At 67.0% G+C, this 26659-nt stretch carries 34 protein-coding genes; all 34 read left to right on the plus strand.

The window, feature by feature from the left end; genetic code table 11:
- Positions 1–259 precede the first annotated feature (259 nt).
- A complete protein-coding gene (rplJ, locus tag JTN19_RS18815; protein ID WP_184385289.1) occupies positions 260–775 on the plus strand; it encodes a 50S ribosomal protein L10 in 516 nt (171 codons plus the stop codon).
- A 147-nt stretch (positions 776–922) separates the two neighbouring features.
- Positions 923–1303, plus strand: coding sequence for a 50S ribosomal protein L7/L12 (rplL, locus tag JTN19_RS18820; protein WP_206935820.1), 381 nt, complete (start codon positions 923–925; stop codon positions 1301–1303).
- Between the two features lie 175 nt (positions 1304–1478).
- The gene (rpoB, locus tag JTN19_RS18825) at positions 1479–5666 is read left to right on the plus strand and encodes a DNA-directed RNA polymerase subunit beta (RefSeq protein ID WP_206935821.1); all 4188 of its coding nucleotides are present in this window, start codon (positions 1479–1481) and stop codon (positions 5664–5666) included.
- Between the two features lie 85 nt (positions 5667–5751).
- Entirely contained in the window at positions 5752–9936 is a 4185-nt protein-coding gene (gene rpoC / locus JTN19_RS18830; protein ID WP_206935822.1) for a DNA-directed RNA polymerase subunit beta', read from the plus strand.
- A gap of 285 nt (positions 9937–10221) precedes the next feature.
- Positions 10222–10593: a 30S ribosomal protein S12 gene (rpsL, locus tag JTN19_RS18835; RefSeq protein ID WP_184385297.1), complete on the plus strand. Its 372-nt coding sequence runs from the start codon at positions 10222–10224 to the stop codon at positions 10591–10593.
- A gap of 11 nt (positions 10594–10604) precedes the next feature.
- Positions 10605–11081 (plus strand): 30S ribosomal protein S7, encoded by a 477-nt coding sequence (gene rpsG / locus JTN19_RS18840; RefSeq protein WP_206935824.1) that lies wholly within the window; start codon positions 10605–10607, stop codon positions 11079–11081.
- A gap of 49 nt (positions 11082–11130) precedes the next feature.
- Complete coding sequence (tuf, locus tag JTN19_RS18845; protein WP_206935809.1) at positions 11131–12318, plus strand: elongation factor Tu; 1188 nt, start codon at positions 11131–11133, stop codon at positions 12316–12318.
- A gap of 16 nt (positions 12319–12334) precedes the next feature.
- Positions 12335–12643 carry a 30S ribosomal protein S10 gene (rpsJ, locus tag JTN19_RS18850; protein WP_027285682.1) on the plus strand — a complete coding sequence of 103 codons (309 nt, stop codon included), beginning with the start codon at positions 12335–12337 and terminating at the stop codon, positions 12641–12643.
- Between the two features lie 10 nt (positions 12644–12653).
- Positions 12654–13337, plus strand: a complete 684-nt coding sequence (gene rplC / locus JTN19_RS18855; protein WP_191083929.1) for a 50S ribosomal protein L3 — start codon at positions 12654–12656, stop codon at positions 13335–13337.
- Between the two features lie 12 nt (positions 13338–13349).
- Entirely contained in the window at positions 13350–13970 is a 621-nt protein-coding gene (rplD, locus tag JTN19_RS18860; protein ID WP_206935825.1) for a 50S ribosomal protein L4, read from the plus strand.
- Between the two features lie 35 nt (positions 13971–14005).
- Positions 14006–14302, plus strand: a complete 297-nt coding sequence (locus JTN19_RS18865) for a 50S ribosomal protein L23 (protein WP_206935930.1) — start codon at positions 14006–14008, stop codon at positions 14300–14302.
- Positions 14303–14306: 4 nt separating this feature from the next.
- Positions 14307–15143: a 50S ribosomal protein L2 gene (gene rplB, locus JTN19_RS18870; protein ID WP_184385305.1), complete on the plus strand. Its 837-nt coding sequence runs from the start codon at positions 14307–14309 to the stop codon at positions 15141–15143.
- A 4-nt stretch (positions 15144–15147) separates the two neighbouring features.
- A complete protein-coding gene (gene rpsS, locus JTN19_RS18875; RefSeq protein ID WP_184385307.1) occupies positions 15148–15426 on the plus strand; it encodes a 30S ribosomal protein S19 in 279 nt (92 codons plus the stop codon).
- Positions 15427–15430: 4 nt separating this feature from the next.
- The gene (gene rplV / locus JTN19_RS18880; RefSeq protein WP_206935827.1) at positions 15431–15835 is read left to right on the plus strand and encodes a 50S ribosomal protein L22; all 405 of its coding nucleotides are present in this window, start codon (positions 15431–15433) and stop codon (positions 15833–15835) included.
- 1 nt (position 15836) lies between these two features.
- Complete coding sequence (rpsC, locus tag JTN19_RS18885; RefSeq protein ID WP_206935829.1) at positions 15837–16514, plus strand: 30S ribosomal protein S3; 678 nt, start codon at positions 15837–15839, stop codon at positions 16512–16514.
- A 12-nt stretch (positions 16515–16526) separates the two neighbouring features.
- Positions 16527–16952: a 50S ribosomal protein L16 gene (rplP, locus tag JTN19_RS18890; RefSeq protein ID WP_206935832.1), complete on the plus strand. Its 426-nt coding sequence runs from the start codon at positions 16527–16529 to the stop codon at positions 16950–16952.
- 5 nt (positions 16953–16957) lie between these two features.
- Positions 16958–17170: a 50S ribosomal protein L29 gene (gene rpmC, locus JTN19_RS18895; protein ID WP_184385315.1), complete on the plus strand. Its 213-nt coding sequence runs from the start codon at positions 16958–16960 to the stop codon at positions 17168–17170.
- Between the two features lie 15 nt (positions 17171–17185).
- A complete protein-coding gene (gene rpsQ / locus JTN19_RS18900) occupies positions 17186–17449 on the plus strand; it encodes a 30S ribosomal protein S17 (RefSeq protein ID WP_184385317.1) in 264 nt (87 codons plus the stop codon).
- Positions 17446–17814: a 50S ribosomal protein L14 gene (gene rplN / locus JTN19_RS18905; protein ID WP_184385320.1), complete on the plus strand. Its 369-nt coding sequence runs from the start codon at positions 17446–17448 to the stop codon at positions 17812–17814. The genes rpsQ and rplN overlap by 4 nt, the downstream gene beginning before the upstream one ends.
- 2 nt (positions 17815–17816) lie before the next feature.
- Positions 17817–18137: a 50S ribosomal protein L24 gene (rplX, locus tag JTN19_RS18910; RefSeq protein ID WP_191083933.1), complete on the plus strand. Its 321-nt coding sequence runs from the start codon at positions 17817–17819 to the stop codon at positions 18135–18137.
- Positions 18138–18268: 131 nt separating this feature from the next.
- Positions 18269–18811, plus strand: a complete 543-nt coding sequence (gene rplE, locus JTN19_RS18915) for a 50S ribosomal protein L5 (protein ID WP_206935933.1) — start codon at positions 18269–18271, stop codon at positions 18809–18811.
- Between the two features lie 55 nt (positions 18812–18866).
- Positions 18867–19172: a 30S ribosomal protein S14 gene (gene rpsN / locus JTN19_RS18920; RefSeq protein WP_206935834.1), complete on the plus strand. Its 306-nt coding sequence runs from the start codon at positions 18867–18869 to the stop codon at positions 19170–19172.
- Between the two features lie 10 nt (positions 19173–19182).
- Complete coding sequence (gene rpsH, locus JTN19_RS18925) at positions 19183–19581, plus strand: 30S ribosomal protein S8 (protein ID WP_206935836.1); 399 nt, start codon at positions 19183–19185, stop codon at positions 19579–19581.
- A gap of 12 nt (positions 19582–19593) precedes the next feature.
- Positions 19594–20127, plus strand: coding sequence for a 50S ribosomal protein L6 (rplF, locus tag JTN19_RS18930; RefSeq protein ID WP_206935838.1), 534 nt, complete (start codon positions 19594–19596; stop codon positions 20125–20127).
- Complete coding sequence (rplR, locus tag JTN19_RS18935) at positions 20127–20489, plus strand: 50S ribosomal protein L18 (protein WP_184385330.1); 363 nt, start codon at positions 20127–20129, stop codon at positions 20487–20489. Before rplF ends, rplR begins: the two co-directional genes overlap by 1 nt.
- An 18-nt stretch (positions 20490–20507) precedes the next feature.
- A complete protein-coding gene (gene rpsE / locus JTN19_RS18940) occupies positions 20508–21131 on the plus strand; it encodes a 30S ribosomal protein S5 (RefSeq protein ID WP_206935840.1) in 624 nt (207 codons plus the stop codon).
- Positions 21124–21312, plus strand: coding sequence for a 50S ribosomal protein L30 (rpmD, locus tag JTN19_RS18945; protein ID WP_184385333.1), 189 nt, complete (start codon positions 21124–21126; stop codon positions 21310–21312). Before rpsE ends, rpmD begins: the two co-directional genes overlap by 8 nt.
- Positions 21313–21403: 91 nt before the next feature.
- Positions 21404–21883 carry a 50S ribosomal protein L15 gene (gene rplO / locus JTN19_RS18950; protein ID WP_206935842.1) on the plus strand — a complete coding sequence of 160 codons (480 nt, stop codon included), beginning with the start codon at positions 21404–21406 and terminating at the stop codon, positions 21881–21883.
- A gap of 111 nt (positions 21884–21994) precedes the next feature.
- Positions 21995–23350 carry a preprotein translocase subunit SecY gene (gene secY / locus JTN19_RS18955; protein WP_184385337.1) on the plus strand — a complete coding sequence of 452 codons (1356 nt, stop codon included), beginning with the start codon at positions 21995–21997 and terminating at the stop codon, positions 23348–23350.
- Positions 23351–23360: 10 nt separating this feature from the next.
- Positions 23361–24014 (plus strand): adenylate kinase, encoded by a 654-nt coding sequence (locus JTN19_RS18960; protein WP_206935844.1) that lies wholly within the window; start codon positions 23361–23363, stop codon positions 24012–24014.
- A gap of 174 nt (positions 24015–24188) precedes the next feature.
- The gene (gene rpsM / locus JTN19_RS18965) at positions 24189–24566 is read left to right on the plus strand and encodes a 30S ribosomal protein S13 (RefSeq protein WP_206935845.1); all 378 of its coding nucleotides are present in this window, start codon (positions 24189–24191) and stop codon (positions 24564–24566) included.
- A 1-nt stretch (position 24567) separates the two neighbouring features.
- Positions 24568–24960 carry a 30S ribosomal protein S11 gene (gene rpsK / locus JTN19_RS18970; protein ID WP_184385343.1) on the plus strand — a complete coding sequence of 131 codons (393 nt, stop codon included), beginning with the start codon at positions 24568–24570 and terminating at the stop codon, positions 24958–24960.
- Positions 24926–25996, plus strand: a complete 1071-nt coding sequence (locus JTN19_RS18975) for a DNA-directed RNA polymerase subunit alpha (protein ID WP_206935847.1) — start codon at positions 24926–24928, stop codon at positions 25994–25996. The genes rpsK and JTN19_RS18975 overlap by 35 nt, the downstream gene beginning before the upstream one ends.
- Before the next feature lie 184 nt (positions 25997–26180).
- Entirely contained in the window at positions 26181–26603 is a 423-nt protein-coding gene (gene rplQ / locus JTN19_RS18980) for a 50S ribosomal protein L17 (RefSeq protein WP_206935850.1), read from the plus strand.
- The last annotated feature ends 56 nt before the right edge of the window (positions 26604–26659 follow it).

Here is a 26659-nt window from a genome sequence, read left to right on the forward strand (position 1 = left end):
CCGCGCAGGCGGGGGTTCGCCCCCGCCGATCCTGTCGGAGATTGCAGGTGCCGCCCGGCAACGGGCAGCTTGAAGGGGTCCGCCCCGCCCGCATGAGACGGGGAACCGAGATGCCATCCCTGGGCGCGAGCGCCTGGGCGATGATGGCTTGGCTTTCCGGCAACGACAGGCGAACGGGGTGGGGGGAATGGTCCCGCCACCCCCGTGTGAACCGGCCGGCGCCCTTCCAAAAGGTTCCGGCCACCGACGGAGACGTGAATTGGACCGCACGGAAAAGCGCGCGTTCGTCGAGTCCCTGGTCGGCGTCTTCGGTGAGACCTCCTTCGTCCTCGTCGCCCAGAACAAGGGTCTGACGGTCGCGGCGGTGGATGATCTGCGCCGGAAGATGCGGGCCGCGGGCGCGACGTACAAGGTCGCGAAGAACCGGCTGGCCACTCGCGCCCTCGACGGCACCCGCTTCCAGGGCATCGCGCCGCTGCTGAAGGGTCCGACCGCGCTTGCGTGGTCGACGGACCCTGTGGCGGTGGCGAAGACCGCCGTGGAGTTCGCCAAGACGAACGACAAGTTCGTGATCCTGGGCGGCGCACTCGGCACCCAGAACCTGGCCCCGGAAGGGGTCAAGGCGCTGGCCGAGCTGCCGTCGCTGGAGACGCTGCGCGCGGGGCTTGTGGGTCTGATCCAGACCCCGGCCACGCGGATCGCCGGGGTGCTGCAAGCACCTGGCGGGCAGATGGCGCGGGTGCTGAAGGCCTATGCGGAGAAGGACGCCGCGTGACCCTGGCCGGGCTTCGCCCCGGCACCGGGTCGCGCGTCCTCTCCCCGCACAGGGGGCCGAGGCTGCCACCGAACACTCTGGCCCTGCCGCGTGGCGCGGTGGGGTTGTCAAGCCACAGTCAAGCTATTAAATCGAAGGAATACGCATATGGCCGATCTCGCTAAGCTCGTTGATGAGCTGTCCGCCCTGACCGTCCTGGAGGCCGCCGAGCTCTCCAAGATGCTGGAAGAGAAGTGGGGCGTCTCCGCCGCCGCGCCGGTGGCGGTTGCCGCCGCTCCGGCCGCCGGTGGCGCCGCCGCGCCCGCCGCTGAGGCGCAGACCGAGTTCACCGTGATCCTTGCCTCCGGTGGCGACAAGAAGATCAACGTGATCAAGGAAATCCGCACCATCACCGGCCTGGGCCTGAAGGAAGCCAAGGACCTGGTCGAAGGCGCTCCGAAGACCGTGAAGGAAAACGTGTCGAAGGAAGAGGCGGACAAGATCAAGAAGGTGCTGGAAGAAAACGGCGCCAAGGTCGAAGTCAAGTAATCCCGCGGCGCCACCTTCGGCGCCACGGTTTCTACCAGGTTGGGGCGGGTGGCAATCAGGGTCTGATTGCCGCCCCTCTGGCTGTTCCGGGGGGCAGGGTGCCCGCTGGAGCCCAAACTACCGATGCCGGGCGATGGGTCCGCGCATCAAGCCTTGATAGGAAAGCGGAACAGGCATGAACGCCATCAGCAAGTCGTTCACGGCACGCAAGCGGATCCGCAAGAGCTTCGGGCGGCTACCCGAGATCGCGCCGATGCCGAACCTGATTGACGTGCAGCGCGCCTCCTACGCCAATTTCCTGCAGATGGAGACGCATCCTGACAGCCGGACCAATACCGGCCTGCAGGAGGTGTTCAAGTCCGTCTTCCCCATCAATGACTTCGCGGGCCGTGGCCGTCTGGAATTCGTCCAGTACGAGCTGGAGGAGCCGAAGTACGACGTCGAGGAATGCATCCAGCGCGGCCTGACCTTCGCCGCGCCGCTGAAGGTGAAGCTGCGCCTGATCGTCTGGGACCTGGACGAGGACACCGGCGCGCGTTCCGTCCGCGACATCAAGGAGCAGGACGTCTACATGGGCGACATGCCGCTCATGACGGACAACGGCACCTTCATCATCAATGGCACCGAGCGCGTCATCGTCAGCCAGATGCACCGCTCGCCTGGCGTGTTCTTCGACCATGACCGCGGCAAGACGCACAGCAGCGGCAAGTACCTGTTCGCCGCGCGCGTCATTCCCTATCGCGGTTCCTGGCTCGACTTCGAGTTCGACGCCAAGGACATCTGCTACGTCCGCATCGACCGCAAGCGCAAGCTGCCGGCCTCCACCCTGCTGATGGCGCTGGACAGCGCCGCCACCGAGGCGAAGCGCGTGGACCGCGCCGCCCAGGGGCTGGAGATGGACCCGGCCGAAATCCGCGGCATGGACGCCGAGGAAATCTTGTCCGCCTTTTATGGCCAGGTGGTGTTCACCCGCTCGCCCAAGGGCTGGTCGCGCGCCTTCGATCCGGACAGCTTCAAGGGCATCAAGCTGCTGGAGCCGCTGGTGGATGCGCGCACCGGCGCCGTGGTGGCCGAGAAGGACACCAAGATGACGCCCCGCGCCGCCCGCAAGATCGCGGAAGCCGGGACCACCGAGGTTCTGGTCGGCCGCGCCGACCTGCTGGGCCGCTTCATGGCCGAGGACCTCGTCAACTACGAGACGGGCGAAATCTGGGCCGAGGCCGGCGAGGAGCTGACCGAGGCCAAGCTCGCCGCCATCGAGGATGCCGGGCTGGACCGCCTGCCCACGCTGGCGATCGACCAGTCGGTCGGGCCCTGGATGCGAAACACCCTTGTGGTGGACAAGAACAGCAACCGCGAAGAGGCGCTGATGGACATCTACCGGGTCATGCGCCCGGGCGAGCCGCCGACGCCGGAAACCGCGGAGACGCTGTTCAAGGGCCTCTTCTTCGACGCCGACCGCTATGACCTCTCGGCGGTGGGCCGCGTGAAGATGAACATGCGGCTGGGTTTCTCGCTGGAGGAGGCGCCCGACTACCTGCGTACGCTGCGCAAGCAGGACATCGTCAGCACCATGCGCGTGCTGATGGACCTGAAGGATGGCCGCGGCTCCATCGACGACATCGACAACCTCGGCAACCGGCGCGTGCGCTCGGTGGGCGAGCTCATGGAGAACCAGTACCGCGTCGGCCTGCTGCGCATGGACCGCGCGATCAAGGAGCGCATGGGGTCGGTGGATATCGACACCGTGATGCCGCATGACCTGATCAATGCGAAGCCGGCGGCGGCGGCGGTGCGGGAGTTCTTCGGTTCCTCGCAGCTGTCCCAGTTCATGGACCAGACCAACCCGCTCTCCGAGGTGACGCACAAGCGCCGCCTTTCGGCGCTCGGCCCGGGCGGTCTGACGCGTGAGCGCGCGGGCTTCGAGGTGCGTGACGTTCACCCGACGCATTACGGCCGCATCTGCCCCATCGAGACGCCGGAAGGGCCGAACATCGGCCTGATCAACTCCCTCGCCACCTTCGCGCGGGTGAACAAGTACGGCTTCATCGAGACGCCCTATCGCCTCGTGAAGGAAGGCAAGATCGTGGGCGACCCGCGCTACCTCTCCGCCATGGAGGAGGAGAAGCTGGTCGTTGCCCAGGCCGATGCCGAGGTGGATGCCGAGACGGGCGAGTTCCGCTCCGAACTGGTGAGCGTGCGCCAGGGCGGTGACTTCCGTCTGGTGAAGCCCGAGGAGGTGACGGCGATCGACGTCTCGCCCAAGCAGCTTGTCTCGGTCGCGGCCGCGCTGATCCCGTTCCTGGAGAACGACGACGCCAACCGCGCGCTGATGGGCTCCAACATGCAGCGCCAGGCCGTGCCGCTCATCAAGAGCGACGCGCCGCTGGTGGGCACGGGCATGGAAGCCGCGGTGGCCCGGGATTCGGGTGCCGCCATCTCCGCCCGGCGCGACGGCGTGGTGGACCAGATCGACGGCGCGCGCATCGTGGTGCGCGCAACCGGCAATGACGGGCAGACGGTGGGCGTGGACATCTATCGCCTGCGGAAGTTCCAGCGCTCCAACCAGAGCACCTGCATCAACCAGCGCCCGCTGGTGAAGGTGGGCGACAAGGTGAGCGCGGGCGAGATCATCGCCGACGGTCCGTCCACGGAACTGGGCGAGCTGGCGCTGGGCCGCAACGTGCTCTGCGCCTTCATGCCCTGGAACGGCTACAACTTCGAGGACAGCATCCTCATCAGCGAGCGCATCGCGCGCGATGACGTGTTCACCTCCATCCACATCGAGGAATTCGAGGTGATGGCGCGTGACACGAAGCTGGGCCAGGAGGAGATCAGCCGCGACATCCCGAATGTCGGTGAGGAAGCGCTGCGGAACCTCGACGAGGCGGGCATCGTCTATGTCGGCGCCGAGGTGCACCCTGGTGACATTCTCGTCGGCAAGGTCACGCCGAAGGGCGAAAGCCCGATGACGCCGGAGGAGAAGCTGCTCCGCGCCATCTTCGGCGAGAAGGCGAGCGACGTGCGCGACACCTCGCTGCGCCTGCCGCCCGGCGTGTCCGGCACCATCGTGGATGTGCGCGTGTTCAGCCGCCGCGGCGTGGACAAGGATGAGCGCGCCATGGCGATCGAGCGCGCCGAGATCGAGCGCCTGGCCAAGGACCGCGACGACGAGAAGGCCATCCAGGAGCGCAGCTTCTACGGCCGTCTGCGCGAGCGGCTGCTGAACCGCAAGGCCAGCGGCGGCTTCAAGGGCGTCAAGGCCGGCACCGTCATCACCGACGAGGTGCTGGAGCAGTTCGCGAAGGCGACCTGGCGCCAGATCGCGGTGGCGGACGATGCCGCCATGGCCGAGATCGAGGCGCTGAAGCGCGAGTTCGACGCGGCGGTGGAGCGGCTGCAGAAGCGCTTCGACAGCAAGGTCGAGAAGCTGCAGCGCGGCGACGAACTGCCGCCCGGCGTGATGAAGATGGTCAAGGTCTTCGTGGCCGTGAAGCGCAAGCTGCAGCCCGGTGACAAGATGGCCGGCCGCCACGGCAACAAGGGCGTTGTCTCCCGCGTGGTGCCCATCGAGGACATGCCCTTCCTGGAAGACGGGACGAGCGTGGACCTGGTGCTGAACCCGCTTGGCGTGCCCTCGCGCATGAATGTCGGTCAGATCCTGGAGACGCATCTGGGCTGGGCCTGCGCCAATCTCGGCCGCCAGGTGGGTGAGCTGGTGGAAGATTTCCGCCGCTCCTCCGCCGTGCGCGACGAACTGCACGCGAAGCTGCGCGAGGTCTATGGCGAGGAGGTGTTCGAGCGTGACATCGCCCCCATGGACGAGGACCAGCTGATCGAGCTGTGCGACAACCTGAAGAAGGGCATCCCCATCGCGACGCCCGTCTTCGACGGCGCGCGCATGGGCGACATCGAGGGCATGCTGGAGCGCGCGGGCCTCGACACCTCGGGCCAAGTCTGGCTGCACGATGGCCGCTCGGGCGAGCGCTTCGAGCGCAAGGTCACGGTCGGCTACATCTACATGCTGAAGCTGCACCACTTGGTGGATGACAAGATCCACGCGCGTTCCATCGGCCCCTACAGCCTCGTCACCCAGCAGCCGCTGGGCGGCAAGGCCCAGTTCGGTGGCCAGCGCTTCGGTGAGATGGAGGTCTGGGCGCTGGAAGCCTATGGCGCCGCCTACACGCTGCAGGAGATGCTGACGGTGAAGTCGGACGACGTGTCCGGCCGCACCAAGGTCTATGAGGCGATCGTCCGCGACCAGGACAGCTTCGAGGCCGGCATCCCCGAGAGCTTCAACGTCCTGGTGAAGGAGTTGAAGTCGCTCGGCCTGAACGTGGACCTCGAGAACCGCGGCCCCTGATTTCGCACTTTGCGGGGCGCCCTGACGCGCCCCGCCACACCCCCTTCAAGGCCCCGCGCGCGCGCCGGGCAAAGAGCGAGGCGGCATGAACGAGCTGATGAAGATCCTGGGCCAGACCGGCCAGGCAATGACCTTCGACCAGATCAAGATCTCCATGGCCTCGCCGGAGCAGATCCGCTCCTGGTCCTATGGCGAGATCAAGAAGCCCGAGACGATCAACTACCGCACCTTCAAGCCGGAGCGGGACGGGCTGTTCTGCGCCCGCATCTTCGGGCCGATCAAGGACTACGAGTGCCTGTGCGGCAAGTACAAGCGGATGAAGTTCCGCGGCATCGTCTGCGAGAAGTGCGGCGTGGAAGTGACGCTCGCCAAGGTCCGGCGCGAGCGCATGGGCCATATCGAGCTGTCGGCGCCCGTGGCCCACATCTGGTTCCTGAAGTCCCTGCCCAGCCGCGTCGGGCTGATGGTGGACATGTCGCTGAAGGAGCTGGAGAAGGTCCTCTACTTCGAGAGCTATGTGGTGTTGGAGCCGGGCCTGACGGACCTGAAGCTGCACTCGCTCGTGAACGAGGACCAGCTCTACCAGAAGCAGGAGGAGTTCGGTGAGGACGCCTTCCGCGTCGGCATCGGCGCCGAGGCGGTGAAGGAGATCCTGGCCGGCCTCGACATGGGCAAGGAAGGCACGCGCCTGCGCGCGGAGCTGAAGGAGACCACCAGCGAGGCCAAGCGCAAGAAGCTGGTGAAGCGCCTGAAGCTGATTGAGGCCTTCAGCGAATCCGGCGCGCGTCCGGAGTGGATGATCCTGGACGTGGTGCCGGTGATCCCGCCCGAGCTGCGTCCGCTGGTGCCGCTGGATGGTGGCCGCTTCGCGACCTCCGACCTGAACGACCTGTATCGTCGCGTCATCAACCGCAACAACCGCCTCAAGCGTCTGATCGAGCTGCGCGCGCCCGACATCATCGTGCGCAACGAGAAGCGCATGCTGCAGGAGGCGGTGGACGCGCTGTTCGACAATGGTCGCCGCGGCCGCGCCATCACGGGCACGAACAAGCGCCCGCTGAAGTCGCTCTCCGACATGCTGAAGGGCAAGCAGGGCCGCTTCCGGCAGAACCTGCTGGGCAAGCGCGTGGACTATTCGGGCCGGTCGGTCATCGTCGTCGGCCCTGAGCTGAAGCTGCACCAGTGCGGCCTGCCGAAGAAGATGGCGCTGGAGCTGTTCAAGCCCTTCATCTACTCGAAGCTCGAGAAGTACGGCCACGCCTCCACCATCAAGCAGGCCAAGCGGATGGTGGAAAAGGAGCGTCCCGAAGTGTGGGACATCCTGGAAGAGGTGATCCGCGAGCACCCGGTGCTGCTGAACCGCGCCCCCACCCTGCACCGCCTGGGCATCCAGGCCTTCGAGCCGGTGCTGGTCGAGGGCAAGGCCATCCAGCTGCACCCGCTGGTCTGCACCGCCTTCAACGCCGACTTCGACGGCGACCAGATGGCGGTGCACGTGCCGCTGTCGCTGGAAGCGCAGCTCGAGGCGCGCGTGCTGATGATGTCCACCAACAACATCCTCAGCCCTGCGAACGGCAAGCCCATCATCGTCCCGAGCCAGGACATCGTGCTCGGTATCTACTACCTCAGCCTGGAGACCCCCGAATTCCTCGCCACCGAGGAGAAGGACGCGCCGCTGCTGGGTGAGCTGGCCGAGATCGAGCATGCGCTTTCGGTGGGTGCCATCACGTTGCACCAGAAGATCCGCACCCGTCGCGAGACGATGAACGCGGATGGCCAGCTGGTGATGGAGCGCGTGGTGACCACGGCGGGCCGCATGCTGATGGCTGCGCTGCTGCCCAAGCACCCGGCGCTGCCGTTCAGCCTGCTGAACCGGCTGCTGACGAAGAAGACCATCTCCGACGTGATTGACGCGGTGTACCGTCATTGCGGCCAGAAGGAGAGCGTGATCTTCGCCGACCGCCTGATGGGCCTCGGCTTCCGTCACGCGGCGAAGGCCGGCATCTCCTTCGGCAAGAACGACATGATGATCCCGGCCGAAAAGGAAGGGCTCATCGCGACCACCAAGGCCGAGGTGAAGGAGTTCGAGCAGCAGTACCTCGACGGCCTCATCACCTCGGGCGAGCGCTACAACAAGGTGGTGGACGCCTGGTCGCGCTGCACCGATGCGGTGGCGGGCGCGATGATGAAGGAGATTCAGAAGCAGGAGATCGGCCGCCCGACCAACTCCGTCTGGATGATGTCGCATTCCGGTGCGCGTGGTTCGCCGGCGCAGATGCGCCAGCTGGCCGGCATGCGCGGCCTGATGGCCAAGCCGTCGGGCGAGATCATCGAGCAGCCGATCATCTCGAACTTCAAGGAAGGCCTGACCGTGCTGGAGTACTTCAACTCCACCCACGGTGCCCGCAAGGGCCTGGCCGACACGGCGCTGAAGACCGCGAACTCGGGCTATCTGACGCGCCGTCTCGTGGATGTCGCGCAGGACTGCATCATCATGGAAGATGATTGCGGGACGGAGCGCGGCCTGAACGTGCGCGCGGTGATGGATGGCGGTGACGTCGTCTCCTCCATCAGCGAGCGAATCCTGGGTCGCACGGCGCAGGAAGACATCCTCGACCCCGCGACGGGCGAGGTCATCGTTCCGCGCAACGCGCTGATCGAGGAAGCCGCGGCTGAGCGCGTGGAGCAGGCGGGTGTCGAGGCGGTGATGATCCGCTCGGTGCTGACCTGCGAATCGAAGCAGGGCGTCTGCGGCAAGTGCTATGGCCGCGACCTGGCGCGCGGCACGCCGGTGAACATGGGCGAGGCGGTGGGCGTCATCGCCGCGCAGTCCATCGGCGAACCGGGCACGCAGCTGACCATGCGCACCTTCCACATCGGCGGTGCGGCGCAGCGTGGCGCCGAGCAGTCGGCGGTGGAGGCCACAACGGAGGCCACGGCGAAGCTGCTGAACCTCAGCCTGGTGACCAACTCGACCGGCGCGCCGATCGTGATGAGCCGCAATTGCGAGGTGCTGCTGATGGATGCGAATGGCCGCGAGCGCGCGCGCTTCCGCATCCCCTACGGTGCCAAGCTGCTCATCCAGGATGGCGATGTGGTGACCCGCGGCCAGAAGCTGGCCGAATGGGACCCGTTCACGCTGCCCATCCTGACCGAGCGCGCGGGCCGCGTCGAATACGCCGACCTGATCGAGGGCATCACCCTGGTCGAGCGGCAGGACGAGGTGACGGGCCTCAGCTCGAAGGTCGTGGTGGACTACAAGTCCGCGGCGAAGGGCGTGGACCTGCGGCCCCGAATCGTCATGAAGGACGAGCGCGGCGAGGTGCTGAAGCTGCCCAACGGGGCGGAGGCGCGCTACTTCCTCAGCCCCGACACCGTGCTCAGCGTGGACAATGGGGCCACGGTGGAGGCCGGTGACGTGGTGGCCCGCATGCCGCGCGAATCGTCCAAGACGCGCGACATCACGGGTGGTCTGCCTCGCGTGGCCGAATTGTTCGAAGCCCGCCGTCCGAAGGATGCCGCCATCATCAGCGACATCGACGGGCGGGTGGAGTTCGGCAAGGACTACAAGGCCAAGCGCCGCATCATCGTGAAGAGCGAGCCGCTGGGCGACGAGCCGCCGATCGAGCGCGAGTACCTGGTGCCGAAGGGCAAGCACGTCTCGGTGCAGGAAGGCGACTATGTGAAGGCCGGCGACCCGCTGGTGGACGGGCCCCGCGTGCCGCACGACATCCTGCGCGTGCTGGGCGTGGAGGCGCTGGCCAACTACCTCGTGAACGAGATCCAGGACGTCTATCGCCTGCAGGGCGTGAAGATCAACGACAAGCACATCGAGGTGATCGTTCGCCAGATGCTGCAGAAGGTCGAAATCCTGGAGCCCGGCGAGACCACCTTCCTGATCGGCGAGCAGGTGGACCGCTTCGAGTTCGACGCGGAGAACGAGAAGCGGCTGCGACTCGGCGAACGCCCCGCGCGGGCCGAGCCCGTGCTGCAGGGCATCACCAAGGCCAGCCTGCAGACGCAGAGCTTCATCTCGGCCGCCTCCTTCCAGGAGACGACCCGCGTGCTCACCGAAGCGGCCACGGCCGGCAAGGTGGATAACCTGGGCGGCCTCAAGGAGAACGTGATCGTGGGGCGCCTGATCCCCGCGGGCACGGGCTCGGTGATGAACCGCCTGCGAGCCATCGCGGCGCAGCGTGACAGTGGGCGCCTGCCGGCGGCGGCGCCCGCCCTGCCGGAGCCCGACGGCCGCCCCGCGGCGGCGGAATAGGGCTCTGTCCCAGGGGCGGGGGTTAACGACCTTCGCCCCGGGTTTTACCGGCGGGGTTCACTTGACTCCGCCGGGGTGGGTGCGTATCACACCCGCCTTGCTTGAGGGTGGTTTCGGCTTCCTTTGGGTGTGTTGGTTCAAACGCCTTGCTTCGGACGCCGCCCTTTTCGGAGGGCCTAGGCCCGGAGTTGACGCGGTGGCCCGGTCGGAGCGCAAGCGCGCCCGCCGGGCCGCGTGTCGTTTGGTGCGCGACCTGGGAAACGATTAAGGTTACGAAGGGGCGTCATGCCGACGATCAACCAGCTCATCGCGCAGGGGCGCGAGCCGCGGAGGAGCCAGAACAAGGTTCCGGCCCTGCAGGGTTGCCCGCAGAAGCGCGGCGTCTGCACGCGCGTCTACACGACCACGCCGAAGAAGCCGAACTCGGCGCTTCGTAAGGTCGCGAAGGTGCGCCTGACCAATGGTTTCGAGGTGGTGAGCTACATCCCCGGTGAAGGCCACAACCTGCAGGAGCACTCGGTGGTGCTGATCCGTGGCGGGCGCGTGAAGGACCTTCCGGGCGTGCGCTACCACATCCTGCGCGGTGTTCTGGATACGCAGGGCCTGCCGAAGCGGCGCAAGCGGCGTTCGCTCTACGGCGCCAAGCGGCCGAAGTGAGGGTCTGAGAGATGTCGCGTCGTCACAGCGCAGAGAAGCGCGAAGTCCTGCCGGACCCGAAGTTCGGCGATGTCGTCCTCAGCCGTTTCATGAACGTGCTGATGTATGACGGCAAGAAGAGCGTGGCCGAGGGCATCGTGTATGCCGCCATGGACACGCTGAAGCGCAAGGGCGGCCCCAACAGCGACCCGCTGCGGCTGTTCCACGAGGCGCTGGACAATGTGAAGCCGGCTGTCGAGGTGCGTTCGCGCCGCGTCGGCGGCGCCACCTACCAGGTGCCCGTCGAGGTCCGTCCCGAGCGGCGCCAGGCGCTGGCCATCCGTTGGCTGATCGACGCCGCGCGCAAGCGGGGCGAGAGCACGATGGAAGAGCGCCTTTTCGGCGAGCTGATGGATGCGGTGAACAACCGCGGCACCGCCGTGAAGAAGCGCGAAGACACGCACCGCATGGCCGAGGCCAACAAGGCCTTCAGCCACTACCGCTGGTAATTGGCGCCAAAGGCGCCCTTGAGACCCCTTTCGGATTGGATGCACGACGATGGCCAAGGCGAAGTTTGAGCGGAACAAGCCGCACTGCAACATTGGGACGATCGGCCATGTGGACCATGGCAAGACGTCGTTGACGGCGGCTATCACGAAGACGCTGGCGAAGACGGGTGGTGCGACGTTCACGGCGTACGACCAGATCGACAAGGCGCCTGAGGAGCGTGCGCGCGGGATCACGATCTCGACGGCGCATGTGGAATACGAGACGCAGAACCGCCACTACGCGCATGTGGACTGCCCTGGCCACGCGGACTACGTGAAGAACATGATCACGGGTGCCGCGCAGATGGACGGCGCGATCCTGGTGGTGTCGGCGGCGGATGGCCCGATGCCGCAGACGCGCGAGCACATCCTGCTGGCGCGCCAGGTGGGCGTTCCCGCGCTGGTGGTGTTCCTGAACAAGATGGACATGGCGGACCCCGACCTGGTCGAGCTGGTGGAGATGGAGGTGCGCGAGCTGCTGTCCTCCTACCAGTTCCCTGGCGACGACATCCCCATCATCAAGGGCTCTGCGCTGTGCGCGCTGGAGGACAAGCAGCCTGAGATCGGCGAGCAGGCGGTGCTGGAGCTGATGGCGGCGGTGGACAGCTACATTCCGCAGCCGGAGCGCGCGATTGACCGTCCGTTCCTGATGCCGGTCGAGGACGTGTTCTCGATCTCGGGTCGCGGCACGGTGGTGACGGGCCGCGTGGAGCGTGGCGTGATCAAGGTCGGTGAGGAAGTCGAGATCGTGGGCCTGAAGGACACGGTGAAGACGGTCGTCACGGGCGTTGAGATGTTCCGCAAGCTGCTGGACCAGGGCCAGGCGGGCGACAACATCGGCGCGCTGCTGCGCGGCACGAAGCGCGAGGATGTGGAGCGCGGGCAGGTTCTGGCGGCGCCCGGTTCGATCAAGCCGCACTCGAAGTTCAAGGCGGAGGCGTACATCCTGACGAAGGAGGAGGGCGGCCGCCACACGCCGTTCTTCACGAACTATCGTCCGCAGTTCTACTTCCGCACGACGGACGTGACGGGCGTGGTGCAGCTGCCCGAGGGCGTCGAGATGGTGATGCCCGGCGACAACGTCTCGATGGACGTGGAGCTGATCGCGCCGATCGCGATGGATGAGGGGCTTCGTTTCGCGATCCGCGAGGGTGGCCGCACCGTGGGTGCGGGCGTCGTCGCCAGCATTTCGAAGTAAGGCAGGCGTCACTTCCATGGACAGCCAGAACATCCGCATCCGCCTCAAGGCGTTCGATCACCGCGTGCTGGATGGCAGCACGCGGGAGATCGTGAACACCGCGAAGCGGACGGGCGCGCGCGTGCGGGGTCCGATCCCGCTGCCGACGCAGATCGAGCGTTTCACGGTGAACCGCTCGCCCCACGTGGACAAGAAGAGCCGCGAGCAGTTCGAAATCCGCACGCATCGTCGCCTTCTCGACATCGTCGACCCCACTCCGCAGACCGTGGACGCGCTGATGAAGCTCGACCTCGCCTCCGGCGTGGACGTCGAGATCAAGATCTGAGGATCCGGTCATGGCCACCCAGACCCGGACTGGTCTGCTCGCGCGCAAGCTCGGCATGACCCGTCTGTTCAACGAAGACGGATCGAGCACGCCGGTGACGGTGCTGCATGTGGATGCCGTGCGCGTCGTGGCGCAGCGGACCGAGGAGACGGACGGCTACACCGCCGTGCAGGTCGGCCTCGGCACTGCCAAGCCCAAGAACGTGTCGAAGCCCAACCGCGGCCATTTCGCCAAGGCGGGCGTCGAGGCGCCGATGAAGGTCGTCGAATTCCGCGTGGCGCCCGAGGCGATGCTGCCCGCCGGCACCGTGCTGTCCGCCGCGCATTTCGTGCCCGGCCAGAAGGTGGACGTGACGGGCACCTCGAAGGGCAAGGGGTTCGCGGGCGCGATGAAGCGCTGGAACTTCGCGGGCCTCGAGGCCTCGCACGGCGTGTCCATCAGCCACCGCTCGCACGGCTCCACCGGCAACCGCCAGGATCCGGGCAAGACCTTCAAGAACAAGAAGATGGCCGGCCATCTCGGTGTCGAGCGCATCACCACCCAGAACCTCGAGATCGCCGGGCATGACCTGGAGCGGGGCCTGCTGCTGGTGAAGGGCGCGGTGCCTGGTTCCGCTGGCAGCTACGTCATGGTGCGCGACGCGGTGAAGCGCGCGCGCCCCGCCGACGCGCCTTTCCCCGCGGCGACGGTCTGAGGATCGAGGACAATGCAGGTCAACGTCATCACGCTGGACAACGCGCCGGCCGGCTCCACCGAGCTGCCGGAAGAGCTGTTCGGCGCCGCGCCCCGCGCGGACATCATGGCGCGCGTCGTGCACTGGCAGCTCGCGAAGCGCCGGGCCGGCACGCACAAGGCGAAGGGCATGGGCGAGGTCTCCGGGACCACCAAGAAGCCCTACCGCCAGAAGGGCACGGGCAGCGCCCGCCAGGGCTCGCTGCGCGCGCCGCAGTTCCGCACGGGTGGCGTGGTGCACGGGCCGGTGGTCCGTGACCATGGCTATTCGCTGAACAAGAAGGTGCGGCGCCTGGGCCTCATCTCGGCGCTGAGCCAGAAGGCGAAGGACGGCAAGCTCGTCGTCCTCGACGCCGCGACGGGCGAGGCCGATGCCAAGACGAGCGTCATGGCCAAGCGCGTGAAGGCGCTGGGCTGGAGCTCGGCCCTGGTGGTGGACGCGCAGGTGGACGAGATCTTCGCGCGCACGCTGCGCAACATTCCGGGCATGGACGCGCTGCCGACGGCGGGCGCGAATGTGTACGACATCCTGAAGCACGACGTGCTCGTGGTCACCCGCGCCGGCGTCGAAGCCCTGAAGGAGCGGCTGGCATGAGCGCGTCCATCAGCAAGCCCAAGGCTGCGCCCAAGATTTCGGGCGAGCGGATGTACCAGGCCATCCTCTCTCCTCTCGTCACCGAGAAGGCGACGGGGCTGAGCGAGCAGGGCCAGTACGTCTTCCGCGTGGCGATCGATGCCTCCAAGCCCGAGATCAAGCAGGCCGTCGAAGGCCTGTTCGGTGTCAGCGTGGTGGCGGTGAACACCCTCGTGATGAAGGGCAAGACCAAGCGCTTCAAGGGCCGTCCTGGCCAGCGCTCGGACTGGAAGAAGGCGGTGGTGCGCCTGGCCGAAGGCCAGAGCATCGACCTCACGACGGGGCTTTCGTAACGCCATGGCGCTGAAGAACTTCAACCCGGTCACGCCGAGCCTTCGCGGCACGGTCCTGATCGACCGCAGCAGCCTGTGGAAGGGCAAGCCCGTGAAGGGCTTGACCGAGGGCAAGTCGCATTCCGGCGGCCGCAACAACCACGGCCACATCACCGTCCGGTTCCGGGGCGGCGGACACAAGCAGTCCTACCGCGTGGTGGACTTCAAGCGCCGCGCCAAGTTCGGCGTGCCCGCGGTGGTGGAGCGGATCGAGTATGATCCGAACCGCACGGCCTTCATCGCGCTGCTGAAGTATGAGGATGGCGAGCTCGCCTACATCATCGCGCCGCAGCGCCTGAAGGTGGGCGACGCCGTGATCGCGGCCGAGCGCGCGGACATCAAGCCGGGCAACGCCATGCCGCTGGCCTCGATCCCCGTGGGCACCGTGATCCACAACATCGAGATCAAGCCGGGCGCCGGTGCCAAGATCGCGCGTTCCGCCGGCACCTTCGCCCAGCTCGTGGGCAAGGATGCGGGCCTGGCGCAGATCAAGCTGATGTCGGGCGAAGTGCGGACCGTGCGCAGCGAGTGCATCGCGAGCATCGGCGCCGTGTCCAACCCGGACAATAGCAACCAGCACCTGGGCAAGGCCGGCCGTTCGCGCTGGCTGGGCCGCAAGCCGCACAACCGCGGTGTGACCATGAACCCGGTCGACCACCCGCATGGTGGTGGCGAGGGCCGCACCTCGGGCGGCCGTCATCCGGTCACGCCCTGGGGCAAGCCCACCAAGGGTGCCAAGACCCGCAACAACAAGCGGACGGATCGCAATATCGTGCGCCGCCGCAACGCGACGAAGGGCTGAACCGATGCCGCGCAGCGTTTGGAAAGGCCCGTTCGTGGACGGGTACCTCCTGGCGAAGGCCGATGCGGCCCGTGCTTCGACGCGCAACGAGGTCATCAAGACCTGGTCGCGCCGCAGCACGATCCTGCCGCAATTCGTGGGCCTCACCTTTGGGGTCTACAATGGCCGGAAGTTCCTGCCGGTGCAGGTGACGGAGAACATGGTGGGGCACAAGCTCGGCGAATTCTCGCCGACGCGGACCTTCGGCGGCCACTCGGCCGACAAGAAGGCGAAGCGGAACTGAGCCGATGAGCAAGCCCCAACATCCCCGTGGTCTCACGGATTCCGAGGCGCAGGCGGTCACGCGGAACATCCGCGTGAGCCCGCGCAAGCTGAACGAAGTGGCCGCGATGATCCGTGGCGCGAAGGCGCAGGACGCCGTCGCGACGCTGACCTTCAGCAAGCGCCGCATCGCGCAGACGGTGAAGAAGACGCTCGAGAGCGCCATCGCCAATGCCGAGAACAACCACCAGCTCGACGTGGACCGCCTGGTCGTGAGCCACGCCGAGGTGGGTCGGGCCATCGTCATGAAGCGCTTCCACGCCCGTGGCCGCGGCAAGTCCTCCCGCATCGAGAAGTGGTTCAGCCACCTCAAGATCGTGGTGGCGGAGCAGCAGGTCACGAAGGCGAAGAGCGAAGCGGAGGCCGCGTAATATGGGTCATAAAGTCAATCCGATCGGCCTCCGGCTCGGTATCAACCGCACCTGGGACAGCCGCTGGTTCGCCGGCCGCGACTATGCGCGCCTGCTGCATGACGACATCAAGCTGCGCGAGACGCTGAAGGACCGCCTGAAGTCCGCCGGCGTGTCGAAGGTGGTGGTGGAGCGCCCGGCGAAGAAGCCGCGCGTGACCATCCATGCCGCGCGGCCTGGCGTGGTCATCGGCAAGAAGGGCGCGGACATCGATCAGCTCCGCAAGGAACTGAGCGTGCGTGCCGGCGCCGAGGTGTCGCTGAACATCCTCGAGATCCGCAAGCCCGAGCTGGACGCCACCCTGGTGGCCGAGAGCATCGCGCAGCAGCTCGAGCGTCGCGTGGCCTTCCGCCGCGCCATGAAGCGCGCCGTGCAATCCGCCATGCGCCTGGGCGCGCTGGGCATCCGGATCAACTGCTCCGGCCGTCTGGGCGGCGCCGAGATCGCGCGCATGGAGTGGTACCGCGAGGGCCGCGTGCCCCTGCACACGCTGCGCGCGGACATCGACTACGGGATCGCGACCGCGAAGACGACCTATGGCACCTGCGGTGTGAAGGTCTGGATCTTCAAGGGCGAGATCATGGCCCATGACCCGATGGCGCAGGACCGCCGGGCGCAAGAACAAGCGCCGCAGCGGTAAGGATTGTGAGCAATGCTGCAGCCTAAGCGAACCAAATTCCGGAAGGCCCACAAGGGCCGGATCAAGGGCGATGCCAAGGGCGGCTTCACCCTGACCTTCGGCGGCTACGGCCTGAAGGCGCTGGAGCCCGAGCGTGTGACGGCCCGCCAGATCGAAGCGGCCCGCCGCGCGATCACGCGTGCCATGAAGCGCCAGGGCCGCGTGTGGATCCGCATCTTCCCGGACGTGCCCGTCTCGACCAAGCCCGCGGAAGTCCGCATGGGCTCGGGCAAGGGCGCGCCCGAATACTGGGTGGCCCGGGTGAAGCCCGGCCGCATCATGTTCGAGATCGACGGCGTGCCCGCCGAGGTGGCGCGCGAAGCGCTCGACCTCGGCGCGGCGAAGCTGCCCATCCGGACCAAGATGGTGACGCGCCTCGGCGCGGCGGCGGAGGCCTGAGGGCGATGACGAAGATCGTGGATATCCGCGCGAAGTCCGGCGACGAGCTGAACGGGATGCTGCTGGACCTCCGCAAGGAGCAGTTCAACCTGCGCTTCCAGCGGGCCACTGGCCAGCTCGAGGCGCTGGGCCGCATCAAGGCCGTCCGCCGCGACATCGCGCGCGTGAAGACCATCATGGCCGAGCGTTCGCGCGCGGCTTCCTCCAACAAGGCTTAAGAGGAGACCACGGCAATGCCGAAGCGAGTCCTCACGGGCCGGGTCGTCAGCGACAAGATGGACAAGACGATCACCGTCTTGGTCGAGCGTCGCGTGATGCATCCGCTCTACAAGAAGTTCATCCGCCGCTCGAAGAAGTATGCGGCGCATGACGAGGAAAACCTGTGCAAGGAAGGCGACCTGGTGTCCATCCAGGAATGCCCTCCGCTGTCCAAGCGCAAGAGCTGGACGGTCGTGGCCCGCAACGGCGAAGCCGTGGCTGAGGGAGCGCAGGCATGATCTCCGTCGAGAGCAACCTGGACGTCGCCGACAACTCGGGCGCGCGTCGGGTGCAGTGCATCAAGGTGCTGGGCGGCTCCAAGCGCCGCACCGCCTCGGTGGGCGACATCATCGTGGTCGCCGTGCAGGAAGCCATTCCCCGCGGCAAGGTGAAGAAGGGTTCTGTCGAGCGCGCGGTCATCGTGCGCACGGCCTACCCGGTGCGCCGCCCCGATGGCTCCGCGATCCGCTTCGACCGCAACGCGGCCGTGCTGATCAACAAGGCGGGCGAGCCGATCGGCACGCGCATCTTTGGGCCGGTGGTGCGTGAACTGCGTGCGCGCAAGTTCATGAAGATCATCTCGCTGGCGCCGGAGGTGTTGTAACCATGGCCGCGAAGATCAAGAAGGGCGACCGGGTGCAGGTGCTGACCGGGCGCGACAAGGGCAAGCGCGGCGAAGTGCTGCGCGTGACGCCGACCGAGGGCCGCGCGCTGGTGCAGGGCGTGAACCTGGTGAAGAAGCATACCAAGCAGACCCGGGTGGGTGAGACTGGCGGCATCGTCTCCAAGGAGGCGCCGATCCAGCTCTCCAACCTGGCGCTGATTGACCCGAAGACGGACAAGCCCACGCGCGTCGGCTTTCGCATCCTGGAGGATGGGAAGAAGGTGCGCGTCGCCAAGGGCTCTGGTGAGGTGCTCGACGCATGAGCGGGACGAAGAACAAGGCGGGCGGCAAGGCGCCGGCCCAGGGCAAGAAGCCCGATGCGGCCGAGGGCTCCTCGCGCCGTGGCGACATGGTGCCGGCGGCCCCCGGGCCCGCGGTCGCGATTCCGCCCGAGATGGCGCGGCTGCAGAAGCTTTATGCCGATGTCGTGCGCCCGGCCATGCAGAAGGAGTTCTCCTACGAGAACCCGATGCAGGTGCCCAAGCTCGAGAAGATCGTGATCAACATGGGCGTGGGCGAGGCCGCGGCGGACCAGAAGAAGCTGGACGCGGCGGTGGCCGACCTCACGCTGATCTCGGGCCAGAAGCCGGTTCGCACCCATGCGAAGAAGGCGATCGCGGGCTTCAAGATCCGCGAAGGCCAGGCGATCGGCTGCAAGGTCACGCTGCGCAAGGCCCGCATGTACGAGTTCCTGGACCGCCTGGTCACCATCGCGCTGCCGCGCGTGCGTGACTTCCGCGGGCTGCCGGGCAACAAGGGCTTCGACGGCCGCGGCAATTATGCCCTGGGCCTGAAGGAGCAGATCGTGTTCCCCGAAATCAACTACGACAAGGTGGACGCGGTGCGCGGCATGGACATCGTGTTCGTCACGACGGCGAAGACGGACAAGGAAGCCAAAGCTCTGCTGAAGGCTTTCGACCTCCCCTTCACCAACTGATCAACCGGGAAAACCGCGGGCGAAAGCCCGCAGGTTCCAAAGGACCACAGACCCTATGGCCAAGACCTCTTCCGTCGAGAAGAACAAGCGCCGCGAGAAGCTCGCGGGGCAGCACGCCAAGAAGCGCGCCGCCCTGAAGGCTATCGTGATGGACCGTGACGCGCCCATCGAGGACCGCTTCGACGCGACGCTGCGCCTCGCGCAGATGCCGCGCAACGCGGCCAAGGTGCGCATCCGCCTGCGCTGCGAGGTGACCGGGCGTCCGCGCGGCAATTATCGGAAGTTCAAGCTCTGCCGCAACCAGCTGCGGGATCTGGCCAACAAGGGCCAGCTCCCCGGTGTGGTCAAGGCCAGCTGGTAAGGAGCGGCCCATGTCCATGTCCGACCCGTTGGGCGACCTGCTCACCCGCATTCGCAACGCGCATGGCGCGCGCCAGACCAAGTGCCTGGCGCCGGCCAGCCGGCTGAAGACCGATGTGCTCGACGTGCTGAAGCGCGAAGGCTATATCCGCGCCTGGCGCGTGGAAGAGCTGCGCCCCGGCATCCGCCAGATCGAGATCGAGCTGAAGTATTCTGAGGGCGAGCCCGCCATCAAGGAGATCAGCCGCGTCTCGAAGCCCGGCCGGCGCGTCTATTCGAAGATCAAGGAGCTGCCGAAGTTCTACAACGGCCTCGGCATCCAGATCCTGTCCACGCCCCGCGGCGTGATGAGCGACACCGAGGCCCGCGCCGCCAATGTCGGCGGCGAAGTCCTCTGCCGCGTGTTCTGATGGGGGTGCGGCATGTCTCGCGTTGGTAAATATCCCGTTCCCGTTCCCGCCGGCGTCCAGGTGACGCTGGCCGGCCGGACGCTGAAGGCCAAGGGCAAGCTGGGCGAACTCTCGCTCGAGCTGACCGAGTTCGTGGATGTGGAGATCGGCCCCGATCAGGTGGCCGTCTCCCCCCGCGGCGAGGACCGGCGCGCGCGCACCCTCTGGGGCACGACGCGCAGCTTGGTCGAGGGCATGGTGAAGGGCGTGTCCGTGGGCTACACCAAGTCCATGGAGATCACCGGCACCGGCTACAAGGCCGCGATGCAGGGCAATGACCTGGTGCTGAACCTGGGCTACAGCCACGAAATCCGCTATCCCGCCCCGGCCGGCATCAAGATCACTTGCGAGCGTCCGACCGCCGTGAAGGTGGAAGGGATCGACAAGCAGAAGGTCGGCCAGGTGGCGGCGGAAATCCGCGGCTATCGTGGTCCCGAGCCCTACAAGGGCAAGGGCATCAAGTACGACAACGAGACCATCCTCCGGAAGGAGGGGAAGAAGAAGTAATGCCCAAGAAGCTTGCTCTGCAGGAACGGCGCCGCGCGCGGCTCCGCTACCAGCTCAAGGTCAAGGGCGGCGGGCGTGCGCGCCTGTCCGTCTTCCGCTCCGGCCGGCACATTTACGCGCAGGTGATCGACGACGCGGCGGGCCGCACGGTTGCGGCCGCCTCCTCGCTCGAGAAGACGCTGCGCGACAGCCTCAAGACCGGCGCGGACAAGGACGCGGCGGTGACGGTCGGCAAGCTGGTGGCCGAGCGTGCGCTCGCGGCCGGCGTTTCCGCCGTGGTCTTCGACCGCGGCCCTTATCTGTATCATGGCCGCGTGAAAGCGCTGGCGGACGCCGCCCGTGAGGGCGGTCTGTCCTTCTGACGCGCGGGGAGAGAGCATATGGCACGTGAACCGCGAAGCGGCGGCGAAGGCGAGAACCGGGGGCGCGGCCGTGGCCGCGACCGCGACCAGAACCGCAACCAGCCCGAGCGCGAGCAGGGCGACGAGCTGCAGGAGAAGCTGGTCACCATCAACCGCGTCGCCAAGGTGGTGAAGGGCGGTCGTCGCTTCAGCTTCGCCGCCCTGGTGGTCGTGGGTGACCAGAAGGGCCGTGTGGGCTGGGGTTCCGGCAAGGCGCGCGAGGTGCCCGAGGCCATCCGCAAGGCGACCGAGCGTGCGAAGCGCGGCATGGTCCGCGTGCCGATGCGCGAGGGCCGCACCCTGCACCATGACGTGATCGGCGAGTTCGGCGCCGGCCGCGTGATCCTGCGCGCGGCCCCGGCCGGCACGGGCATCATCGCGGGTGGCCCCATGCGCGCCGTCTTCGAGACGCTGGGCATGGGCGACGTGGTGGCGAAGTGCACCGGCACGACGAACCCGCACAACATGGTGAAGGCGACCTTCGCGGCGCTGACCCGGGCGACCAGCCCGCGCAGCGTGGCGACGCGCCGCGGCAAGAAGGTGTCGGACCTGCTGGGCCCCCGCAAGGATGGCGCCGAGGTCCAGGAGGCGGCCAATGTCTGATGCGAAGAAGACGGTGCGCGTGACCCAGGTCGCGTCCGGCAATGGGCGCAAGCCCGGCCAGCAGGACACGCTGAAGGGTCTCGGCCTGAACAAGATCAACCGCTCGCGCGAGCTGGAGGACACGCCCGCGGTGCGCGGCATGATCCGCAAGGTCGCGCATCTGGTGAAGGTGGAAGGCTGACCACGGTCAGCCCTCCCCAGGGTATATCATCCGAACGGCGGCCGGGGCGCGAGGGCGCGGAGGCCCACCCGGCCGGTCATTGGAGAGTGTCATGAAGCTCAACGAATTGCGCGACAACGAGGGCGCGCGGCCCAAGTTCAAGCGCATCGGGCGCGGGATCGGGTCCGGCAAGGGCAAGACCGGCGGCCGCGGCGTGAAGGGCCAGAAGGCGCGTACGGGCGTGTCGCTGAACGGGTTCGAGGGCGGTCAGCTCCCGATCTACCGGCGTATGCCCAAGCGCGGCTTCAAGAACATCTTCCGCAAGGATTATGCGCCCTTGAACATCGGCGTGCTGGACGCGGCGATCGAGGCCGGCAAGCTGCCTGGTTCGGGCGTGATCACCGAGGACATGCTGCGCGAAGCCGGCATTGTGGCGCGCAGCGGCAAGTATGCGGGCGTGCGCCTGCTGGGTCGCGGCGAGATCACCCGTGCGGTCGAGATCAGCGTCTCCGGCGCCTCGGCCACGGCGCTGGCCGCCATGGAAGCGGCGGGCGGCAAGGTGATTCTCCCCGAAGCTGCCGCGGCCGAGTGATCGGCGGCGCGGCGCCACGCGTGATCCGCGCGGGGGCGGCGCGATTGATATGGGCGGACGCCCGGGCCATGTGCGCCCGGCGTCCGGTCTGACCAGCGGGGGATGTCACGCATGGCTTCGGCCACCGATCAGCTTGCCTCCAGCCTCAACTTCGGTGTGCTGGCCAAGGCGACGGAACTCAAGAAACGCATCTGGTTCACGCTGGGCGCGCTGATCGTCTACCGAATCGGCACCTATGTGCCGGTGCCGGGTGTGGACGCGGCCGTCATGGGCGAGATGCTGCGCCAGCATGGCGGTGGCATCCTGGGCATGTTCGACATGTTCTCGGGCGGTGCGCTGGGGCGCATGACCGTGTTCGCCCTGAACATCATGCCCTATATTTCCGCCTCGATCATCGTGCAGCTGATGACGGCGGCCATTCCTTCCTGGGAGCAGCTCAAGAAGGAAGGCGAGGCGGGGCGAAAGAAGCTCAACCAGTACACGCGCTACCTGACGCTTTTCATCGCCATCATCCAGGCCTACGGGATCTCGGTGGGGCTGGAGGCCATGCGGGGCGCATCCGGCCCGGCGGTGGCCGATCCCGGGATGTTCTTCCGCATCTCCTGCGTCATCACCCTCACGGGCGGGACCATGTTCCTGATGTGGCTGGGTGAGCAGATCACGGCCCGGGGCGTGGGCAATGGCATCAGCCTCATCATCTTCGCCGGTATCGTGGCCAACCTCCCCTCGGCGTTGATCTCCACGCTGGAACTGGGGCGGACGGGTGCACTCTCCACCTTCTTCATCATCTTCTTCCTGCTGGCGGCGCTCGCGGTCATCTTCGGCGTGGTCTATGTGGAGCGCGCCCAGCGGCGCATCCCGGTGCAGTATCCGAAGCGCCAGGTGGGCAACCGCATGTTCGGTGGCGAGGCGACCCACTTGCCCCTGAAGCTGAACACCGCGGGCGTCATCCCGCCCATCTTCGCCTCTTCGCTGCTGCTGCTGCCCGCCACCGTGGCCGGCTTCAGCGCCGAGCCCGGGGCCGAGGGCTGGCTGAACTGGATCACGAACCTGCTGGCCCATGGGCAGCCCATGTATATGGGCCTCTACATGGCGCTGATCGTGTTCTTTGCCTTCTTCTATACCGCGGTGGTGTTCAACCCGACCGAGACGGCCGACAACCTGAAAAAATATGGTGGCTTCGTGCCCGGTATCCGGCCAGGCCAGCACACGGCCGACTATCTGGATCGCACGCTGACGCGGTTGACGGTGGTGGGCGCCATCTACCTGGTCATTGTCTGCCTGATCCCCGAGATACTGATCTCAAATTATGGCGTGCCTTTCTACTTTGGTGGCACCTCGCTGCTCATCATCGTGACGGTGACGATGGACACGGTCGCGCAGGTTCAATCTCATCTCTTCGCCCATCAATATGAGGGCCTGATCAAGAAGGCCCGGCTGGGCGGACGCGGCCCGAGGCCGCGGTGAGGAGGACGTGATGAACCTGATTCTCCTGGGCCCCCCTGGGGCCGGCAAGGGCACCCAGGCCAAGCGGCTGGAGGAACGCTTCGGCGTCGTCCAGATCTCGACGGGTGACATGCTGCGTGCCGAGGTGAAGGCGGGCTCCGAGATCGGCCGCCAGGCCAAGGAGATCATGGAGCGCGGCGAACTGGTGCCCGACAAGCTCATCACGGCCATGATCGTGGCCCGGGTGCAGCGTCCGGACGCCCAGAAGGGGTTCATCCTGGACGGCTTCCCGCGCACCGTGCCCCAGGCCGGTGCGCTGGACGAGGTGCTGCGGGAGAATGGCCTGACGCTCGACCATGTGATCGAGCTGCGGGTGGATGACGCTGCGCTTGTCGAGCGCATCTCCGGTCGGTTCACCTGTGCCTCCTGCGGCGAAGGCTACCACGACAGCTTCAAGCAGCCGAAGGTGGCCGGCGTCTGCGACGTCTGTGGCGGTACGGAATTCACGCGCCGCGCGGACGACCGCGCGGAGACGGTGGGCGCCAGGCTCGCCGCCTATCACAAGCAAACCGCCCCGCTGCTGCCCTACTACGCGGCGCAGGGCAAGCTGAGCAGCGTGGACGGCATGGCCGAGATGGCCGATGTGACGGCGGCGCTGTCGAAGATTCTCGCCCCGGGCGCTTGACGGCGCACAGGGCTCGCTCTATTGCCTCCGCTCTTGCGGGCGGGGCGTGTCGTGTTCGGCAGCCTTCGGCCGCGCTCGGCATTTGTGGACGAAGGAATTGCTCTCCCTTGGGTCATCTCCCACGGGGCGGGCGCATCAAGGGACGGTCCCCGACGGGGCTGCAGGAGCTGCAACGTGGCGCGCATCGCTGGCGTGAACATTCCCCCGAACAAGCGCGTGGTGATCTCGCTGCGCTACATTTATGGCATCGGCCCGCAGAACGCGAAGCAGATCTGCGCGACCGTCGGCATTCCGGATGAGCGCCGCGTGAACCAGCTCACCGATGACGAGATCATGAAGCTGCGCGAGGTGATCGACCGCGACTTCCGCGTGGAGGGTGACCTCCGCCGCGAGAACGCCATGAACATCAAGCGCCTCATGGACATGGCCTGCTATCGCGGCCTGCGGCACCGCCGTGGCCTGCCGGTGCGCGGCCAGCGCACGCACACCAATGCCCGCACCCGCAAGGGCAAGGCCGTGCCCGTGGCCGGCAAGAAGAAGGTGACCAAGTAAGATGGCTCGTCAGCCCAGCTCGCGCCCCCGCAAGAAGGAGCGCAAGAACATCAGCTCCGGCGTGGCGCATGTGCTTGCCACCTTCAACAACACCATCGTGACCATCACGGACGCGCAGGGCAACGCCATCGCGTGGTCCTCCTCCGGGTCCAAGGGCTTCAAGGGCAGCCGCAAGAGCACGCCCTACGCCGCCCAGATGGCCGCCGAGGATGCCGGCATGAAGGCGCGCGAGCACGGCATGGAGACCGTCGAGGTCGAGGTGTCGGGCCCTGGCTCGGGCCGCGAGTCGGCGCTGCGCGCCCTGCAATCCGTGGGCTTCCACGTCACCGCCATCCGCGACGTGACGCCCATCCCGCACAATGGCTGCCGCCCGCGCAAGCGTCGGCGGGTCTGACGCCAAGGAGCCTGCCCCTTTGCTCGAACGCAACTGGCAATCGCTGATCAAGCCGGAAAAGCTCCTCGTCGAGTCCGGCTCTGCCGATCTCCGCCAGGCCACCCTGGTGGCGGAGCCGCTGGAGCGCGGCTTCGGCATGACGCTCGGCAACGCGCTGCGCCGCGTGCTGCTGTCCTCGCTGCAGGGGGCGGCCGTCACGGGCGTGAAGATCGACGGTGTGCTGCATGAATTCAGCAGCCTCACCGGCGCGCGCGAGGATGTGACGGACATCATCCTCAATCTCAAGCAGCTCGCCATCCGCTACCAGGGCGAGGGCACCAGGCGCCTGATGCTCACGGCGACGGGTCCTGGCGAGGTCACTGCGGGCCAGATCCAGACGACGGGTGACATCGAGATCGCGAACCCGGAACTGGTCATCTGCACGCTGGACGATGGCGCCAAGCTCTCCATGGAGCTGATGGTCGGCACCGGCCGCGGCTATGTCCCCGCCGCCATGAACCGCGCCGAGGATGCGCCCATCGGGATGATCCCGGTGGATGCCATCTACTCGCCGGTCCGCAAGGTGTCCTACCGGGTGGAGCCCACCCGCGTGGGCCAGGTGACCGACTATGACCGCCTGGTGATCTCGGTGGAGACGAATGGCACGCTGGTGCCCGAGGATGCGGTGGCCCTCGCCGCCCGCATCCTGCAGGACCAGCTGGCCCTCTTCGTCACCTTCGAGGAGCCCCGCGAGAAGGCGCGCGAGGAGGTGCATGACGACCTGCCCTTCAACCGCAACCTGCTCCGCAAGGTGGATGAGCTGGAACTGTCGGTCCGCAGCGCGAACTGCCTGAAGAACGACAACATCGTCTACATCGGTGATCTCGTTCAGAAGACCGAGCAGGAAATGCTCCGCACGCCGAACTTCGGCCGCAAGTCGCTGAACGAAATCAAGGAAGTGCTGGCCTCGATGGGCCTCGCGCTCGGCATGCCCATCACCGGCTGGCCGCCCGAGAACGTCGAGGATCTGGCGAAGAAGGTCGAAGAGCCGTTCTGATTGCCTTAGACGCCGGCGCGCGCTTCGCGCGCTGGGCTTCCGCCGCGCCACCGGTGCGTGGGCGGGGAGGGCAGTTGGGCGGCGCCGGCCACCCTGTAGCCGGATAGTCAATAAGTGGTGGCCCGGCTGGGCCGCTGGTGTGATACGAACTGTTCGCCCCGATGGGCGCTGATGGAGTGGTGTGATGCGTCACGGTATGGCCAATCGGAAGCTGGGCGTCACCTCGACGCACCGCGCCGCCATGTTCCGCAACATGGCGACGAGCCTGATCAAGCACGAGCAGATCAAGACCACGCTGCCCAAGGCGAAGGAGCTGCGCCCCTACGTGGAGCGCATCATCACGCTGGGCAAGCGCGGCGACCTGCACGCCCGCCGCCAGGCCTATGCGGTGATCATGGATGAGAAGGTGGTGGACAAGCTCTTCACTACCATCGCGGAGCGTTACAAGGCGCGCCAGGGTGGCTACACCCGCGTGCTGAAGGCCGGCTTCCGCTATGGTGACGCCGCCCCCATGGCCGTGATCGAGCTGGTGGATCGCGACCCCGCCGCCAAGGGCCAGGACAGCGGCCCCGTGGCCGAGAAGGAAGAGGCGCAGGAGGCGGCGTAAAGCCACTCCCGCAGCCTGGAACGAAAGGGGCGAGGGGTCATCCCTCGCCTTTTTCA

Origin of the sequence: Roseococcus thiosulfatophilus, assembly GCF_017311575.1 — a bacterium.
GTDB lineage: Bacteria > Pseudomonadota > Alphaproteobacteria > Acetobacterales > Acetobacteraceae > Roseococcus > Roseococcus thiosulfatophilus.

What these genes read in the sequence shown, in the direction of transcription:
- rpsS (WP_184385307.1), top strand. Translation starts at nt 15,148, where the DNA reads ATGCCGCGCAGCGTTTGGAAAGGCCCGTTCGTGGACGGGTACCTCCTG.
- rplX (WP_191083933.1), top strand. Translation starts at nt 17,817, where the DNA reads ATGGCCGCGAAGATCAAGAAGGGCGACCGGGTGCAGGTGCTGACCGGG.
- secY (WP_184385337.1), top strand. Translation starts at nt 21,995, where the DNA reads ATGGCTTCGGCCACCGATCAGCTTGCCTCCAGCCTCAACTTCGGTGTG.
- rpmC (WP_184385315.1), top strand. Translation starts at nt 16,958, where the DNA reads ATGACGAAGATCGTGGATATCCGCGCGAAGTCCGGCGACGAGCTGAAC.
- rplO (WP_206935842.1), top strand. Translation starts at nt 21,404, where the DNA reads ATGAAGCTCAACGAATTGCGCGACAACGAGGGCGCGCGGCCCAAGTTC.
- rplR (WP_184385330.1), top strand. Translation starts at nt 20,127, where the DNA reads ATGCCCAAGAAGCTTGCTCTGCAGGAACGGCGCCGCGCGCGGCTCCGC.
- rpsQ (WP_184385317.1), top strand. Translation starts at nt 17,186, where the DNA reads ATGCCGAAGCGAGTCCTCACGGGCCGGGTCGTCAGCGACAAGATGGAC.
- rpsE (WP_206935840.1), top strand. Translation starts at nt 20,508, where the DNA reads ATGGCACGTGAACCGCGAAGCGGCGGCGAAGGCGAGAACCGGGGGCGC.
- rplQ (WP_206935850.1), top strand. Translation starts at nt 26,181, where the DNA reads ATGCGTCACGGTATGGCCAATCGGAAGCTGGGCGTCACCTCGACGCAC.
- JTN19_RS18960 (WP_206935844.1), top strand. Translation starts at nt 23,361, where the DNA reads ATGAACCTGATTCTCCTGGGCCCCCCTGGGGCCGGCAAGGGCACCCAG.
- rpsL (WP_184385297.1), top strand. Translation starts at nt 10,222, where the DNA reads ATGCCGACGATCAACCAGCTCATCGCGCAGGGGCGCGAGCCGCGGAGG.
- tuf (WP_206935809.1), top strand. Translation starts at nt 11,131, where the DNA reads ATGGCCAAGGCGAAGTTTGAGCGGAACAAGCCGCACTGCAACATTGGG.
- rplP (WP_206935832.1), top strand. Translation starts at nt 16,527, where the DNA reads ATGCTGCAGCCTAAGCGAACCAAATTCCGGAAGGCCCACAAGGGCCGG.
- rplN (WP_184385320.1), top strand. Translation starts at nt 17,446, where the DNA reads ATGATCTCCGTCGAGAGCAACCTGGACGTCGCCGACAACTCGGGCGCG.
- rpsN (WP_206935834.1), top strand. Translation starts at nt 18,867, where the DNA reads ATGGCCAAGACCTCTTCCGTCGAGAAGAACAAGCGCCGCGAGAAGCTC.
- rpsG (WP_206935824.1), top strand. Translation starts at nt 10,605, where the DNA reads ATGTCGCGTCGTCACAGCGCAGAGAAGCGCGAAGTCCTGCCGGACCCG.
- rplC (WP_191083929.1), top strand. Translation starts at nt 12,654, where the DNA reads ATGGCCACCCAGACCCGGACTGGTCTGCTCGCGCGCAAGCTCGGCATG.
- rplD (WP_206935825.1), top strand. Translation starts at nt 13,350, where the DNA reads ATGCAGGTCAACGTCATCACGCTGGACAACGCGCCGGCCGGCTCCACC.
- rpoC (WP_206935822.1), top strand. Translation starts at nt 5,752, where the DNA reads ATGAACGAGCTGATGAAGATCCTGGGCCAGACCGGCCAGGCAATGACC.
- rplV (WP_206935827.1), top strand. Translation starts at nt 15,431, where the DNA reads ATGAGCAAGCCCCAACATCCCCGTGGTCTCACGGATTCCGAGGCGCAG.
- rpoB (WP_206935821.1), top strand. Translation starts at nt 1,479, where the DNA reads ATGAACGCCATCAGCAAGTCGTTCACGGCACGCAAGCGGATCCGCAAG.
- rpsK (WP_184385343.1), top strand. Translation starts at nt 24,568, where the DNA reads ATGGCTCGTCAGCCCAGCTCGCGCCCCCGCAAGAAGGAGCGCAAGAAC.
- rplF (WP_206935838.1), top strand. Translation starts at nt 19,594, where the DNA reads ATGTCTCGCGTTGGTAAATATCCCGTTCCCGTTCCCGCCGGCGTCCAG.
- rpsH (WP_206935836.1), top strand. Translation starts at nt 19,183, where the DNA reads ATGTCCATGTCCGACCCGTTGGGCGACCTGCTCACCCGCATTCGCAAC.
- JTN19_RS18975 (WP_206935847.1), top strand. Translation starts at nt 24,926, where the DNA reads ATGGCTGCCGCCCGCGCAAGCGTCGGCGGGTCTGACGCCAAGGAGCCT.
- rplE (WP_206935933.1), top strand. Translation starts at nt 18,269, where the DNA reads ATGGCGCGGCTGCAGAAGCTTTATGCCGATGTCGTGCGCCCGGCCATG.
- rpmD (WP_184385333.1), top strand. Translation starts at nt 21,124, where the DNA reads ATGTCTGATGCGAAGAAGACGGTGCGCGTGACCCAGGTCGCGTCCGGC.
- rpsC (WP_206935829.1), top strand. Translation starts at nt 15,837, where the DNA reads ATGGGTCATAAAGTCAATCCGATCGGCCTCCGGCTCGGTATCAACCGC.
- rplL (WP_206935820.1), top strand. Translation starts at nt 923, where the DNA reads ATGGCCGATCTCGCTAAGCTCGTTGATGAGCTGTCCGCCCTGACCGTC.
- rpsJ (WP_027285682.1), top strand. Translation starts at nt 12,335, where the DNA reads ATGGACAGCCAGAACATCCGCATCCGCCTCAAGGCGTTCGATCACCGC.
- rplB (WP_184385305.1), top strand. Translation starts at nt 14,307, where the DNA reads ATGGCGCTGAAGAACTTCAACCCGGTCACGCCGAGCCTTCGCGGCACG.